Genomic DNA, 16,242 nt, shown 5'->3' on the forward strand with positions numbered 1-16,242 from the left:
AGGTAAAAATACAGTAAATACCAAGAATGCCTGAAATTATTTTAAACTTCGTTTTTTCTTTTTGCTTTATACCATCTTTCCGGAATTACCTGATTGCAAGCTTCCAGGTAATCTTCCTCGCTGCAAGGTAATAACGTACTCCTTTTTAGTTTAGTATCTATATGTGCGAGAAACGGAATTTCTATCCACCATCTCCCACTTACAGGACTTTTATAGAACACTAAAATTTCATCATCTATAGGAACCTGATATTTTATAAACTCTTTTTTCGCTGAAATAGTATTTTCGTTAGTACGATAATTTACACCTTCAGCAAAATACCACATCATTTGAGCCATTAACATCGCACCCAAATTTCCGAATTTTAAATTATCATATTCATAAATTCCGAAGGAACTTACTTTATCGCTAATCCCTGCATAACGCGAAAGTGCGCATATTTCTTTACCGTCAAATCCGTTAGGAGAAGCAATATCCCGAGAACCCGATGAAGACGCACTAACAGCTGCTAGATCTACGGCTACCATATTCGCATCTCGCATTACCGGTTCTACCAATTTAATGTTAGTACTAACCTCTCCTAAACGATAAGCATCAAAGAACAAGCGTTCCATCAATTCTATTTCATCTTGCGAATTAAAGTAGGTTTGATACCCAATATTTGAATAATTGAATAAATTATAAGGCTGATTTACAACTATTTTGCCAACATAAGATCTATTGCTTATCGCATTTTCGGCATCACCCAAATCAAAGCGGCTATCTATATTTACCAGATTCACCATTTGATCTAAAGTATCATAAGCCCTATATTGCGCATAAACCAAATCCTGGCTACCACCTAAAAGCACCGGAATAACGTCTTTTTTTACCAGTTGCGCCACCAGAGTCTGTACAGCAAAATAAGTGTCCTCTACCGTTTCCCCTTTTTCAATATCACCAAGATCGACAATATTAATATGCCAGTTTCCCGGGAACAAACTATAAAATGCCTTTCTTACATCTACAAAATCAAGAAAGTCTATTTCTTCTCCCAGGCGGTTTTCCTTAATACCAACCACTGCCATTTGTACGCCATCTAAATCTGGCAAACCTTGAGTGGCGGTATGTTTTTTTACTGAATTCCCCAGAGAATGCTCACCAAAGCCGGTGATCTCCCTAAGCAAATCTTCAGAAAGGGGACTCAGAAAATCTAAATCCATATATTACTTCTTCTTTTTTGTAGCTGATTTTTTTTTAGCGGTGCTCTTCTTAGCAGTCGTCTTTTTTGCCGGAGCTTTCTTTTTTGTAGTCTTTTTCTTCTTTTTAGATTTTTCCTCAAGAATTTCTTTCACTTCCTCCAAACTCAAATTCTCGGCATCTGTGGTTTTAGGCAATTCAATTTTGGTTTTACCTTTAATGATATTAAACCTTCCCCAACGTGCTTTTTCAACTCTAATTCCTTCTTCTTCCCAGTTATGAATCAATTTTTCACGCTCTTTACGCTTTTTATCCTCAATCAGGGTTTCAATATCTTCAATAGAAAGATTATCAAAATCGTATTTTTTGTTCACATTTATGAAAATCCCGTTCCACTTTAGGAAAGGCCCAAAACGACCTACTCCTTTTTGAACCGGCATATCTTCATAATGGTGAATTGGCGCATCGGCCTTTTCTTTTTCCTTGATCAATTCCATCGCCCGGTCAAAATCTACGTTCAACGGGTCTTCTCCTTTTTCAAGGGAAACATATTTTTTACCGAATCTCACATAAGGACCAAAACGGCCGTTATTTACCTCAACTTTTTCGTCTTTATATTCTCCTAATTCCTTTGGAAGCTGAAAAAGGTCCATCGCTTCTTCGTAAGTAACAGAATCTAAAGTTTGGTCTGGCCCAAGGCTGGCAAATTTTGGTTTTTCATCGTCTTCTACTGAACCAATTTGAACCATAGGCCCAAATTTTCCTAAACGAACACTTACCGGCTTTCCGGTTTCGGGATCTTCGCCTAAAATTCTTTCGCCAACTTCCCTATCGGCATTTTTGGCTACATCTTCTACCTGCGGATGAAAGTCTTCATAGAATTCCTTCATCATATGTGTCCATTCTTCATTTCCTTCTGCGATGTCATCAAAACTTTGCTCAACTCTCGCGGTAAAATTATAATCAAGAATGTTTGAAAAATGATTTACAAGAAAATCGGTCACCACCATTCCCACTGCGGTTGGCACTAATTTTCCTTTATCACTTCCAACATTTTCCGTTAGTTTATTCTCTTTAATATTTTCTTCTTTAAGCACAAACTGCAAATACTCGCGTTCTGTACCATCTACCGACCCTTTTTCAATATAATTCCTATTCTGAATTGTAGAAATTGTAGGCGCATAAGTTGAAGGTCGTCCAATGCCCAATTCCTCCAGCTTCTTCACCAAAGAAGCTTCAGTATATCTATAAGGTGGTCTTGTAAATCTTTCGGTTGCGGTAATGTATTTATTATTTAACGGCTGATTTTCCTTTAAAGCCGGTAACATTCCGTTTTGCTCTTCTGCATCTTCATCGTCATCGGTACTTTCCAGGTAAACTTTCAGGAAACCATCAAATTTCAAAACTTCTCCATTCGCAGTAAACTGCTTATCGTGTTTAGAAGCTTCAATCTTTACATTGGTACGCTCTAATTGCGCTTCGCTCATTTGCGAGGCGATAGCCCGCTTCCATATCAACTCGTATAAACGCTGTTCGTCACGATCTGCCCTTACCGAATGGCTGGCAAAATTTGTTGGTCTAATCGCTTCGTGAGCCTCCTGTGCTCCTTTAGTTTTTCCTTTAAACTGCCTGGATTTAGCATATTTATCTCCGTAAGCTTTTAAAATCTCTTCATTAGCTCCTTTTCGTGCATCTTCTGAAAGATTTACCGAATCTGTTCTCATATAAGTAATATGACCGGCTTCGTATAAACGCTGGGCCATCGTCATGGTCTTACTTACCGAAAAATATAATTTTCTCGCTGCCTCCTGCTGTAAAGTTGAAGTGGTAAATGGCGGTGCAGGAGATTTTTTGGCAGGTTTGGTAGTAAGTTCTGCTACTTTAAAATCTGATCCCAGGTTTTGCTGAAGAAATTCTTCGGCTTCCTTACGGGTATCAAAATTCTTAGGAATTTTAGCTTTAAAAGATTTACCATCTTCGGTGGTAAATTCGGCATCTATTCTAAAGGAAGCTTCCGCAGAAAAATTCTGAATTTCACGCTCTCTTTCTACAATAAGCCTAACCGCAACAGACTGAACCCGTCCGGCTGAAAGACCACCTTTTACTTTTCGCCATAAAACCGGTGAAAGTTCGTAACCCACCAACCTATCTAAAACCCTTCGAGCTTGTTGGGCGTTTACCAGGTTATAATTAATATCTCGTGGATTGTCTATGGCCTTAAGAATAGCCGATTTAGTGATCTCGTGAAAAACAATTCTTTTGGTTTTCTCACTTGTAAGATTAAGCTCCTCGGCAAGGTGCCAGGCTATAGCTTCTCCCTCCCGGTCTTCATCACTTGCCAGCCATACCATATCGGCATCTTTCGCAAAACCTTTTAGTTTTCTAACTACATCTTTTTTGTCTTTAGAAACTATATATTTTGGTTTAAAATTACCTTCGGTATCTACACCTAATTCTTTTGTAGGCAGGTCGGCAATATGTCCAAAACTTGAAGCTACCTTATAATCTTTCCCCAAAAATTTCTCGATGGTTTTCGCCTTGGCAGGGGACTCTACAATCACTAAATTCTTTGCCATAACTCTATTTTTCTAGCTGCAAAAGTATATCAATTTTTTTTTAACAGCCTACATGATTTTATAAAACAACAAGAAACAGCTTGCAAAACAGCCGCATTCAAGACTTCGCGCTTAAAAAATTCTTTTTATATCAAAACTATAAAAAAGCCCCGCAGAGTTGCGGGGCATCCTTAAAAAACCAAACAAAATAAAATCAATTAAGGTTGAAAGTACTTAGCAAATTGATCTCATTACCTTTATAAGTATATTGGAAGAGTGTATTATCCCCAACCATTAAGAGCACATCTTCTAAAGGGATGACGTCATAGGTGTTAATGTCCTGAAAATGGTCTATTAGTTCCAGGTTGGGGGTGTTCTTTGTGTCATATATTTTTAAACCGGCAGTACCGTCGCAAACAAAAAGCCAGTCATCTTTTACTCCAAGTCCGTAAGGATTTTCCATATCATAAGATTGTAATAACTCCGGATTAGACTTATCGGCTACATCAATTACATCCAGCTGGCTCCATTCCTGTCCGCAGGCGTTTCCACCTCGAATGGTTACATAAGCAATATCGTCCTTTACAACCACGGGATCGCAACCAAGAATATGGCTAAACATAGATTTAAATTGTGGTGTGGCGGGATTTTCTACACTATAGATATACATACCCGTAGAACTTCCCAGGTATAGGTGGTTTTCTTTATAAAAAATCGTTTCAATATCTCTTCCTACCCATTCGGTTTTTAATAATTCAGGATTACTTAATCCCTCAATATTAAAAACAGATAGCTGATTTTGATCTACCACATATAAAAAATCTTCGTAAATATTAAAACGCGCTAAAGAGCCACCGGTACCAGAGCCACCTGATGAATTCCCAGATTCAGCAAAAGACCCGCTGTCATTAGTTAGCCAATCTGTATTGCTTGCCATTTCAATCTTTCGCGTTTCCATCACATAACCTATTACCACTTCAGTTTCAGCATTAAAATTATCGCTATCTACAAAAGAAGCACTTGCAGGAATGCGGCTATTGTGATTAGGAAAAACGTTTTTCATTCTTTCTCCTTCTTTAATATTATTCATATCACTAATATCAAAAACCACCAGGTCCATCGCTGAATTTGCAAACAACATATCATCTTTTACAGCGATATCGGTATTCTGCGGAATTTCAAGAAATTTAATTTTTACAGGATTGCGGTGATCGCTGTTATTAATAATATGCACTCCTTTCTGATCATCATTTATAAAAACATAATCTCCATAAGAATAAATCTTACCTGCTTCAGTAATCGCTCTTGGCTCAGAGATCTTCACCATAGCCCTAAATTCTTCAATAGGCTTCACCACCGGCACCGCTACATTATAAAATTCTCCTTCCGTAGTGTCCTTCTCGCAAGAAGTGAACAAAGCCATTAGAGCCAGAATAAGCAACGTAATTATACTGTAGAAAAATCTCATAATTATTAGGTTGGTTTCTATATAGATGCAGCAAACACAAAAAGGTTGCGTGAGAAAATTAAAAAAATTGCTGTCACTTTGTCAGAAGTTCGTTTTACCCTTATCTTTGCATTTCTTAATCCTGAAAAGGAAGAATTGAAATATGGAGAAGACAATAGACGAAAAACAACAGGGAAACACACTGGTAATGGAGCCTAAGCAAGGAAACAGCCGCAAACTTTTTATTGAAAGTTACGGCTGTGCGATGAATTTTAGCGACAGCGAAATTGTAGCTTCAATCCTTGCAAAAGAAGGTTTTAATACTACTCAAAAGCTTGAAGAAGCTGATCTTGTTTTGGTAAACACCTGTTCTATTAGGGACAAAGCCGAGCAAACCGTTAGAAAACGACTTCAAAAATACAATGCAGTCAAGAGAATAAACCCCGGGATGAAAGTGGGCGTTTTAGGTTGTATGGCCGAACGTCTTAAAGAAAAATTCCTGGAAGAAGAAAAGATCGTAGACCTTGTAGTTGGGCCGGATGCTTATAAAGACCTTCCAAATCTTATAAATGAAGTTGAAGCAGGCCGGGATGCAATAAATGTGCTCCTTTCCAAAGAAGAAACTTATGGCGATATTTCTCCTGTTCGTTTGCAATCTAATGGAGTTTCGGCTTTTGTTTCTATAACACGTGGTTGCGACAATATGTGCACCTTTTGCGTGGTGCCTTTTACCCGTGGAAGAGAACGAAGCAGGGACCCGCAAAGTATCGTGGAAGAAGTAAACGATCTTTGGGACAAAGGCTTTAAGGAAATTACGCTTCTAGGCCAGAATGTAGATAGTTATCTATGGTATGGCGGCGGACTTAAAAAAGATTTTAAAAATGCTTCGGAAATGCAAAAGGCTACGGCCACAGATTTCTCCGCACTTTTAAGACTGGTTGCCGAAGCACAACCAAAAATGAGGATTAGGTTTTCTACTTCAAATCCGCAGGATATGACGTTGGAGGTAATTGAAGTTGTAGCGGCTTATCCAAATATTTGCAAGCATATTCATTTACCGGTTCAAAGCGGAAGTGATAGGATCTTAAAAGAGATGAACAGGCTGCACACCCGCGAAGAATATTTTAAACTTATTGACTATATAAGAGAATTAATGCCAGAATGTTCGATCTCACAGGATTTAATCGTGGGCTTCCCTACAGAAACCGAAGAGGATCACCGGGACACATTATCATTAATGGAATATGTGAAATATGATTTCGGATATATGTATGCTTATTCTGAAAGACCCGGCACCATGGCTGCCCGAAAACTGGAAGACGATGTCCCTGCAGAAGTAAAACAACGAAGATTAGCTGAAATAGTGCAGGTTCAGCGGGAACACAACCATTTCAGAACGCAAGCATACCTGGACAAAACCGTAGAGGTTTTAATAGAAAAGGAATCTAAAAAATCCAGTGATCAATGGAGTGGACGTACCACCCAAAATACCGTAGCGGTTTTCCCAAAAGAACATTATAAAGTTGGGGATTTTGTAAACGTAAAAGTAAACGAATGTACCAGCGCAACCCTAATTGGAGAAGCAGTTGGATATAGTGAAAATAATTAAAAAACAGCAGTTATTTCCAATGCGTAGAAATCGGTTTTAATAATTAGAAATTAGGTTTTTATTCTAACGGAGATAACAGAATTCATATATGGAATCAATTCAGGCAGTAAAACAGCGATTTGGTATAATTGGCGACGACCAGCGCCTTAATCGTGCTATAGAAAAAGCAATACAGGTTGCGCCTACAGATATTTCGGTATTGGTTACTGGAGAAAGTGGGGTTGGGAAAGAAAGTATCCCCAAAATAGTCCACTCTTTATCGCATAGAAAACACGGGAAATACATCGCGGTAAACTGTGGTGCAATTCCTGAAGGAACTATAGACTCTGAACTTTTTGGTCACGAAAAAGGTGCATTTACCGGCGCCACCCAAACCCGAAATGGTTATTTTGAAGTGGCCGATGGCGGTACCATCTTTTTAGATGAAGTTGGAGAATTACCGCTTCCTACACAGGTTCGTTTACTTCGTGTTCTGGAAAACGGGGAATTCATAAAAGTTGGTTCTTCTAAAGTCCAGAAATCTGATGTTAGGATTATCGCGGCTACCAACATCAATATGCAGGAGTCGATTAAAAAAGAGCGTTTCCGAGAAGATCTTTATTACAGGTTGAGCACGGTAGAAATTAACCTTCCTCCATTGCGGGAGCGTAAAGATGATATTCATTTATTATTCAGGAAATTCGCTTCAGATTTTGCTTTAAAGTATAAAATGCCCACCATTAAGCTTCAGGATGATGCCGTAGGTTTGTTACAAAAATACCGTTGGGGCGGAAATATTCGGCAGTTAAGAAATATTGCTGAACAAATTTCAGTCTTAGAACAGGAACGCATAATCGGTCCCGAACGTTTAAAAGAATATTTGCCCAATATTGGTAGTAATCTACCCGCAGTTATTTCTGATAAAAAGAAGGAAAGTGATTTTAGCAATGAGCGTGAAATTCTTTACAAAGTGCTTTTTGATATGAAAAGCGATCTTACCGATCTCAAGAAGCTCACCTTAAAATTAATGGAAAATGGAAATACCAAGAAGGTTCAGGATGAGAACGAAAGCCTAATTCAAAAGCTTTACGGTGATGATGACGGGGAAGATGTTGATGCTGAAGAATTAGAAGCTTTAAACGACGAGCGACTGGAAGTTTTACAGATTCCTCAAAACAGTCCGAAATCTGAAGCCAGCAGGGAAAAAGATAAATACTATTTTGCTGAAGAAATCCAGGAGGAAGAAACCCTTTCTTTGCAGGATAAAGAATTAGAACTTATTAAAAAATCTTTGGAACGACATAGCGGAAAACGCAAAGCTGCCGCTGAAGAATTAGGTATAAGTGAACGCACACTTTATAGAAAAATAAAACAATACAACCTGTAATTTTAGTCCCCGATTTTATGAAAAAATCTGCTTTATTTTTATGCTTCATTCTTTTGCTTTGCACCCAATCCTGCGGAATTTACTCCTTTACTGGTGCCGATACCGGCGATGCTGAATCCTTCCAGGTGAACTTCTTTCAAAACCAGGCCGATTTAGTAGAGCCGGGAATAGATAGAACCTTCACCTTACAATTACAGGATCTAATCCAGAATCAAACCAGTTTAAGCCTGGCAAACAACAACGCCGATCTTATTTTTGAGGGTGAAATTATCGACTTTTACGTAGCACCAATTACCGCAACTTCTGAAAATACGGCTGCACAAAACCGACTCACTATCGCTGTAAACGTTCGTTATTATAATACCTTAGAGCCGGAAAAAGATTTTGACAGGCGTTTCTCTTTTTACTACGATTATCCGGCGAATGCGCAACTGGTAGGTGATGTTTTAGAAACTGCACTAAATGAAATTTACACAAGATTGACCCAGGATATTTTTAATGCCGCTTTAACCGATTGGTAATATGGAAGCAAACGAATTCATAAAATTACTGCAACAACCGGCCGGCATTACCGCTGGGCAAACCAGTGCCCTGGAAAAGCTAATTCAAAAAGCGCCCTATTTTCAGGCGGCACGTGCAGTTAGGCTCAAAGGTTTAAAAGAGCACCAGGAATTCAGTTACAACAGCGCGCTAAAAAAAACCGCTGCTTACACTACCAATCGTAGCGTACTTTTCGATTTTATTACTTCCGAAGAATTTAATCAGAATAAAATTGCAAGGCAAATCCAGGATCAGGAAGAACAATTGCGAAATATAACCGTTTTTGAACCCGAAGAGGTTTTTGCCAAAAGAAGTATGGCTATCGATGAGGCCATTAAAATGCGCCAGTCTGAATCTGAACAGGTGATGGATCCTGAGCTGTTTTCTGAAAAAAGTACCGAAGCCAACGAGCTAACAGAGGAAGAATCAGTTGAAGATCGCTTAAAAATTGGCGAACCTTTGGAATTCAATTCTTCAGAATCACATTCCTTTTCAGAATGGTTACGACTCACTTCAGCAAAACCTATAAAAAGGGAAGAATCGGAAGAAGAATTTCCGAAAGATGATGTTCAGCATAAAAAGTTTGAACTAATAGATAAATTTATATCTAAAAGTCCAAAGATAAAACCAGGTAAACCTACCAACAAATCCAACCTCGCAGAAGTAAGCACAACCCCGCCTGAGTCATTAATGACAGAGACTTTAGCACGGGTTTATTTAGAACAAAAAAACTATAAAAAAGCCATTCAGGCTTATAAAATATTAATTTTGAAAAATCCCGAAAAAAGTGGTTTCTTTGCTGACCAAATTCGGGCAATCGAAAAATTACAAGAAAATAATTCAAAATAAGAATGAGCACCTTTACAATTTTTTTAGCATTAATAGTTATTGTAGCCTTTTTACTGGTAGTAGTAATTATGGTACAAAATCCTAAAGGCGGTGGTTTATCTTCCTCTTTTGGTGGCAGCGGACAACAAGTAGGTGGCGTTAAGAAAACCGGTGACTTTTTAGATAAAAGTACCTGGACCTTAGCTACACTTCTATTAGTCCTTATTTTACTTTCTAACGTAACTATTATGGATGATTCTAGCTACGGCGAATCAAGGGTTTTTGACGAAGACGCATTGCCTGAGAATACCGCTACCCCACCGGCACAAATGCCAGGACAGCAACCTGAATCTGACAACGGGCAATAAACGCTTAGTTCTTTATAAAATTTACAAATGCCAGCTTATGACAAGCTGGCATTTTTTATTGGTAATTGGCAGTAAAAGCGGGGTGGCATAATTTTAGAAATAGGCTTAGTCGCTTATTTAAAGATTAATTAACCTAAATAAAAATTTATAAAAATGGGACTAAACATTAAACCGCTCTCAGACAGGGTTCTTATTGAGCCTGAAGCAGCCGAGACCAAAACGGCATCTGGAATTTACATTCCCGAAACAGCTAAAGAAAAACCACAACGTGGTAAAGTAGTAGCTGTTGGTAAGGGAAATAAAGACCACGATATGACTGTGAAAGTTGGTGATACTGTACTTTACGGAAAATACTCCGGCACAGAATTAAAACTTGAAGGCACAGACTATCTAATGATGAGAGAAGACGATATTCTTGCAATAGTATAAGACTTCTTTTCCCCACTCCCGGGGAGATTTTCAAAATAAAATATTAACAATTTAGTTTCCGCTCCCGCGGAAATGATAAAATTAACTAACAATGGCAAAAGATATAAAGTTTGACATTCAAGCCCGCGACGGAATTAAGCGCGGTGTAGATGCATTGGCAAATGCCGTAAAAGTAACTTTAGGTCCTAAGGGACGTAACGTAGTAATAAGTAAATCTTTTGGTGCACCAACCGTAACTAAAGACGGTGTAACTGTAGCAAAAGAAATTGAGCTGGAAGATCCTTTAGAAAATATGGGAGCTCAAATGGTTAAGGAAGTTGCTTCTAAAACCAACGACATTGCAGGAGATGGTACTACTACCGCTACTGTACTTGCTCAGGCTATCGTAAAAGAAGGCCTTAAAAACGTTGCAGCAGGCGCAAGCCCAATGGATCTTAAAAGAGGTATAGACAAAGCTGTACTGGCAATCACTAAAGATTTGGAGAAACAAACCAAAGAAGTTGGTGATTCTTCAGAAAAAATAAAGCAGGTAGCTTCTATTTCAGCAAATAACGACGAGCATATTGGTGACTTAATCGCCAAAGCTTTCGGAAAAGTTGGAAAAGAAGGTGTAATTACTGTTGAAGAAGCTAAAGGTACCGAAACTCACGTAGAAGTGGTTGAAGGTATGCAGTTTGACCGTGGTTATCTTTCTCCATATTTCGTAACGAATTCAGAGAAAATGACTGCAGATCTTGAAGATCCGTACATTTTATTGTTCGACAAAAAGATCTCTTCAATGAAAGATTTGCTTCCTGTTCTTGAGCCGGTAGCACAATCTGGAAAACCACTTTTAATTATTGCTGAAGATGTAGACGGCGAAGCCCTTGCTACTTTAGTGGTAAATAAATTACGTGGTTCTCTTAAAATTGCTGCTGTTAAAGCACCAGGATTTGGAGACCGTAGAAAAGCTATGTTGGAAGACATCGCTATCCTAACCGGTGGTACCGTTATTTCTGAAGAAAGAGGATTCTCTTTAGAAAACGCTACAATTGATATGCTAGGTACTGCTGAAAAAGTAGCTATCGATAAAGATAATACTACAATTGTAAACGGTGCTGGCGATAACAAGCAAATTGAAGAGCGTGTAAACCAGATCAAAGCTCAGATCGAAACCACTACTTCAGATTATGATAAAGAAAAACTTCAGGAACGTTTGGCTAAACTAGCCGGCGGTGTGGCCGTACTTTATGTAGGTGCAGCTTCAGAAGTTGAAATGAAAGAGAAAAAAGACCGTGTAGACGATGCACTTCACGCAACCCGTGCTGCTGTAGAAGAAGGTATAGTTGCCGGTGGTGGTGTTGCTTTTGTAAGAGCACAAGCCGTTCTTGCTAAGGTGAAAACCGAAAATGACGATGAAGCAACCGGAGTTCAAATTGTATTTAGAGCAATTGAATCTCCGCTTAGAACAATCGTAGAAAATGCAGGTGGTGAAGCTTCTGTTGTAATCAATAAAGTTCTTGAAGGCAAGAAAGAATTTGGTTACGATGCGAAAACTGACACCTATGTTGATATGATGAAAGCCGGAATTATAGATCCTAAGAAAGTAACGAGAGTAGCTCTTGAAAATGCTGCTTCTGTTGCCGGAATGATTCTTACTACCGAATGTGCCCTTGTTGATCTTCCAGAAGACGATAAAGGCGGCGGAATGCCAGGTGGTGGAATGGGTGGAGGTATGCCCGGAATGATGTAATCATCAAACCACATTGAAGTATTAAAACCCGTTTCTTTATTGAAACGGGTTTTATTTTTTGCAGAAACTTAAAAAGCTAGTTTTATTAATTTCATTTAGAAAAATAATTATTCCAATCCCGGAACAATTCTTTTGCCGTGATACGCCTTAGCATTGATTTCACGGTGCAATTCTTCCAGGTTTTTTGAGGTGATTTTTCCCGCACAAATCACTTCCATATCACCGGCCAGAGCTATTATTTTTTTAAGCTGAAAAACAGCTTCAGCCGCGGTATTTTCCCCTCCTGAAGTAAGGATACCATTTACAACCCCTGATTCTCTTAGAGATTTCACCGATTCTAAAATTGCCGGAGTTGCATCAATGGCTTTATGAAAGACAAAATTCATAGGTTTTCCTATTTCCACTAGTTTTTCAACGGCGTCAATATTTATCGTTTTATCTTCCTTTAAAATTCCTATTACCACGCCATCTATTCCAACTTCTTTACAAAAGGCTATATCACTAGCCATCTGCTTAATTTCAGCATTACTATAAACGAAATCACCACTCCGGGGCCTAATCATAACGCGTATTGGAATATTTAGGTGAAACTTAACCGAACGGATCAATTCTCTGGAAGGTGTTAAACCTTCTACATCTAAATCTACGCAGAGCTCGATGCGATCAGCTCCATTTTTTTCAGCAATAAAAGCTTGTTCCAGGGTTTCTACACAGGCTTCTTTTATATAAGTCATTAAGTTATTTTAGCTTTTCTTCATAAAATCGAACCCACCTTTTCTAAGGTTAATGCCATATTCCAAATAAGCCTTTAAACAGGCCAGGAAATTTGCCCAACCTTCAGTATTTCTCCCAAACCACTGAATTCCCATATCATCAGCTTCCATCTTTCCTTCGGTTATTTTTAACAGCGTACTGTTTTTAGAAACTTCTGTAAGATTAATTTCAACCAATAGGTTTTTATCTTTTGCACCCTCCCATTCAAAAGAAATCAATTTATCCGGATGTAATTTCAGCACATTTACCGGCGCATATTCTTCAAATTCAGGGAATTTCCAGCTAATTATTTTCCCCTCTTCCATCATCCCTGAGCTTTCAGCAATAAAATAATGTTTCATCTTTTCGGGATCTATTATCGCTTCAAAAACCTGAGCTTTGGGTTTTGCGATTTGCAGGGCGGTTTTAATTTCTAAGATTTTCATAGGTTGAAATTCACTTAAATATAACGAGATTTAATCAAACCTGTTACAGTGTGGCTTAGACTTAAAAACTAAACTTTAAACTCACCAAAACCTGCGATGGTCTTAACCGATACGTACTTTGCACATAGGCAAAATCGGTATTGGAAACGCGTACAAATTCATCGGTGTTCAATACATTGTTCCAACTTGCTTCCAGGTCTATTCCCGAATCTTTAAAAGTGTACTGATAGCTTACATTCAAAAAATAATTATTGCGATTTTCTTCGGAAATATTATTAAAATAATATTCTGAATCCACACTGAAATACTGATTATCTGCCAAATAAAAGAATAGATCAAGTTCATGTTGTTGCGTTCTTATTTCATCAAAATTCCGGGCTTCAAAACGGGTTTGCAAAAAGCTAAAATTCCCTGTATAACTTGCGCTAAGCCAATCGGTGATTTCTGATTCCAAATCGAGCTTAAAACCTAAATTTTGATTTTCTACATCGGCCAGGTTGCCGTTTAGCAATTGCTCCCGGTTGGAAATAGAATAACTACTTCCCAAACTAAGCGTAGTATTTAACTTGCTGAAATATTTACTTCCCTTTATATTCAGCCGGTGAGAATTGGCGTAATTTTCCTGCGCTACCGCTTCAAAAATTGTAGCGGCGTTTTGCCCAATTTGATTGCTGTAAAGTAAATTTCGCTTTGTTCTTCCGAAGGAATAAGAGAGATTCGCAAAAAGCGATTTCAAAGGATTCCTAAACCGAAGTTGCCAGGAATAATTCTGACTAAAATTTTCCGGCAAAGGGGAATTGTAATTTTGAAGGTTTCGGTAGTTATTCAGGATAAATCCGAAATAAACCTGGTTCATATCACCAAAATCGTTGCTAAGATTCGCTGAAAGACTGGTTTCCCAAAATGCTGAAAATTTATTCTTAATATAGAAATTGGGTTCAAAAGTTAAGTGGTTAAGATCCTGGGCTTCGTTTAGCGTAGCATCTTCAATGGCAAAACTTCGGTAATTCACAGGCGTGGTCAGCCTGATGTTCCAATTGTCTTTTTTATAAACAAATCGGCTGGTAGCGTAAAACCGGGAACTTAAAAAGTCGAGGTTATTCTGAAAATCACCACCTAAAACTTCATCTTCATTATTATCAAAAATGCTTAGCTCACTGCCAAGCGATTGGTTCTTTACTGAAACCCCGACTTCAGGAGAAACGGTAACTTCTTTGATCTTTTTGGTAAACCCGGCGGTATTATCGCTGAAAAATGTGCTTGCTTCAATATTTTGCTGCATTTCGGCAGAATTATCTTCATTATTCAGCCGAGCTTCAAACTGCCCGGGTTGCACTTGTAAATTTTGATTAGCCTCAGTATAACCGGTATTTGATCTAAAAGTCACTAATTGTTTCCCTACCGGTTTTAGTAATCTTAATTTATTCCGAATCACAGAAAATGGATTCGAAAGACGCTGACGAATTTGGGAATTCCCGGTACCGATATTTCCGCGCTGTGAATCCCAAAAACCGTTGATCTCCAGTTCATTTTTTAAATAATCATCGTCGGTATTTTTCTCTAAAATAAATTTGGATTGCAACGAATTAATAAACAAATCATTATTGGTCCTTTCTAGAAGGTCAATAGTATCGGTAGGCGTAAAAAACCGGGTTTGCGTATTTCCAATTTGCTGCTGTGCATCGTTTAGATAAGAAATATTCGTTTTGAGGTCTACATCCTTCTTAAGTCGAATTAAGTAATTTGCCGAGCCTAAATGCACATTATTATCCAACCAGCGTTCCTGGGAAAAAGGAGGTTCTGCCAGTTGACGTATGGAAAGCCAGTCAGACTTACTACTATTGAATTCTTCCCGGCCAAAATCGGCAATGGAAAAATCCCTGATCTCGCGCGAGACATCGCTCCCGGTATTATTGGCCTGGTAGGTAACAATCGCCTGGTTCTGTTTGGTAAAAAGCATAGGTGTGACTTTCGATTTCCAAAGTAATGGAGAAGATCCGGCACCAAGTTCAGCACTTCCGCTTACGGTGACATTCTTTTTAAGTTTAATATTTAGCGAAGCCCGTTCAGAAAATTCTAGGCTGTCCAGCAGTTTTACAGGCTGATGATTTTCCAGGATCTGCACTTTAGAAACATCGTCTGCCGAAATATTATTATTGGCCAAACTGTACCGACCTTCGAGCAAATCTAAACCTTCTATATAATATTTTTGAATGGGTTCCCCCTGGTATTCTATCTGGCCACCGGGTAGGATTTCTATACCCGGCATTTTTTTGAGCACATCGGCAATTACGCGATCCTTCTGATCTTTAAATGCCGAAACCGAATAACTAATGGTATCACCCCGATGGTCTATAATTTTAGATTCTACCAAAACTTCTTTTAATGCTTCGGAAGAAGGGGAAAGCGCTATCTCCAGTCGCTGATCTTTATTCTGAATTCTCTGCTGCCAGGTCCTGTAGCCTATATAAGAGATCTTCAGGAAAAGTGAATCTACTTCAGTATGAAGGTTCACCTTAAAATCGCCTTCCCCGTTACTAATGCCATACGCTAAAATAGTACCTGTGGTATCCTTGCTTACAATTACAGTTGCACCGCTGAGAGTTTGATTGTTTTCATCAAGAATTTTCCCGAAAAGACTGGATTGCGCATATCCTGAGAGGGAAATCAACATAAGAAAATGAAGAAAAGTTTTATTCAAATTATTCCAGTTCTATTTGGTTATTCCTTTTCGCAAATCTCTCTTTAAACGATTCAGCATATTTTTTCTTGGTTTCTTCAGAGATGGTTACATTAGGGGGGAGGGGAGCATACCCCATTGGATCTTCCATATATCGCTTCCACACTTTATATAATTCAGTTTTAGAGGTCAGTATTTAAATACGTATCTTAATTACCAGTAAATATTTAAAATTATGGATGTTTTTAAGGGTCAAAATCTTCTGGAGTTCTCTGATCGGTTCAAATCTAACGAGGATTGCAAGGAATAC

General features: G+C 38.4%; 14 protein-coding genes. 7 read left to right on the forward strand and 7 right to left on the reverse strand.

Going from position 1 to position 16,242, the window contains the following annotated elements; all coding sequences use genetic code 11:
- Window positions 1-41: 41 nt before the first annotated feature.
- From LB465_RS12705 to LB465_RS12715, 3 genes are all read right to left on the reverse strand, one after another.
- Window positions 42-1,202, reverse strand: a complete 1,161-nt coding sequence (locus LB465_RS12705; protein WP_224470241.1) for a formimidoylglutamase — start codon at window positions 1,200-1,202, stop codon at window positions 42-44.
- Window positions 1,203-1,205: 3 nt separating this feature from the next.
- Complete coding sequence (gene topA, locus LB465_RS12710) at window positions 1,206-3,755, reverse strand: type I DNA topoisomerase (RefSeq protein ID WP_224470242.1); 2,550 nt, start codon at window positions 3,753-3,755, stop codon at window positions 1,206-1,208.
- A gap of 193 nt (window positions 3,756-3,948) precedes the next feature.
- Window positions 3,949-5,202 carry an LVIVD repeat-containing protein gene (locus LB465_RS12715; protein WP_224470243.1) on the reverse strand — a complete coding sequence of 418 codons (1,254 nt, stop codon included), beginning with the start codon at window positions 5,200-5,202 and terminating at the stop codon, window positions 3,949-3,951.
- 142 nt (window positions 5,203-5,344) lie between these two features.
- On the opposite strand from LB465_RS12715, the gene miaB reads away from it, so the two are divergent.
- From miaB to groL, 7 genes are all read left to right on the forward strand, one after another.
- Window positions 5,345-6,790: a tRNA (N6-isopentenyl adenosine(37)-C2)-methylthiotransferase MiaB gene (gene miaB, locus LB465_RS12720; protein ID WP_224470244.1), complete on the forward strand. Its 1,446-nt coding sequence runs from the start codon at window positions 5,345-5,347 to the stop codon at window positions 6,788-6,790.
- An 88-nt stretch (window positions 6,791-6,878) separates the two neighbouring features.
- A complete protein-coding gene (locus tag LB465_RS12725) occupies window positions 6,879-8,156 on the forward strand; it encodes a sigma 54-interacting transcriptional regulator (protein ID WP_224470245.1) in 1,278 nt (425 codons plus the stop codon).
- A gap of 17 nt (window positions 8,157-8,173) precedes the next feature.
- A complete protein-coding gene (gene lptE, locus LB465_RS12730) occupies window positions 8,174-8,677 on the forward strand; it encodes an LPS assembly lipoprotein LptE (protein WP_224470246.1) in 504 nt (167 codons plus the stop codon).
- Between the two features lies 1 nt (window position 8,678).
- A complete protein-coding gene (locus LB465_RS12735) occupies window positions 8,679-9,545 on the forward strand; it encodes a hypothetical protein (RefSeq protein WP_224470247.1) in 867 nt (288 codons plus the stop codon).
- A gap of 2 nt (window positions 9,546-9,547) precedes the next feature.
- Window positions 9,548-9,892, forward strand: coding sequence for a preprotein translocase subunit SecG (gene secG / locus LB465_RS12740; protein WP_224470248.1), 345 nt, complete (start codon window positions 9,548-9,550; stop codon window positions 9,890-9,892).
- A gap of 153 nt (window positions 9,893-10,045) precedes the next feature.
- Complete coding sequence (locus LB465_RS12745) at window positions 10,046-10,321, forward strand: co-chaperone GroES (protein WP_057482963.1); 276 nt, start codon at window positions 10,046-10,048, stop codon at window positions 10,319-10,321.
- A 91-nt stretch (window positions 10,322-10,412) separates the two neighbouring features.
- Window positions 10,413-12,053: a chaperonin GroEL gene (groL, locus tag LB465_RS12750; RefSeq protein WP_224470249.1), complete on the forward strand. Its 1,641-nt coding sequence runs from the start codon at window positions 10,413-10,415 to the stop codon at window positions 12,051-12,053.
- 107 nt (window positions 12,054-12,160) lie between these two features.
- Here the strand turns inward: groL and LB465_RS12755 are convergent, their stop codons facing one another.
- The 4 genes from LB465_RS12755 to LB465_RS12770 all read right to left on the reverse strand — a co-directional run bounded on the left by LB465_RS12755 (window position 12,161) and on the right by LB465_RS12770 (window position 16,098).
- Complete coding sequence (locus LB465_RS12755) at window positions 12,161-12,787, reverse strand: copper homeostasis protein CutC (protein ID WP_224470250.1); 627 nt, start codon at window positions 12,785-12,787, stop codon at window positions 12,161-12,163.
- A 9-nt stretch (window positions 12,788-12,796) separates the two neighbouring features.
- Complete coding sequence (locus LB465_RS12760; RefSeq protein WP_224470251.1) at window positions 12,797-13,252, reverse strand: SRPBCC domain-containing protein; 456 nt, start codon at window positions 13,250-13,252, stop codon at window positions 12,797-12,799.
- 61 nt (window positions 13,253-13,313) lie between these two features.
- Window positions 13,314-15,953 carry a carboxypeptidase-like regulatory domain-containing protein gene (locus tag LB465_RS12765; RefSeq protein ID WP_224470252.1) on the reverse strand — a complete coding sequence of 880 codons (2,640 nt, stop codon included), beginning with the start codon at window positions 15,951-15,953 and terminating at the stop codon, window positions 13,314-13,316.
- Between the two features lies 1 nt (window position 15,954).
- Window positions 15,955-16,098: a hypothetical protein gene (locus LB465_RS12770; RefSeq protein ID WP_224470253.1), complete on the reverse strand. Its 144-nt coding sequence runs from the start codon at window positions 16,096-16,098 to the stop codon at window positions 15,955-15,957.
- Between the last annotated feature and the right edge of the window lie 144 nt (window positions 16,099-16,242).

The organism is Salegentibacter lacus (assembly GCF_020164555.1).
GTDB lineage: Bacteria > Bacteroidota > Bacteroidia > Flavobacteriales > Flavobacteriaceae > Salegentibacter > Salegentibacter lacus.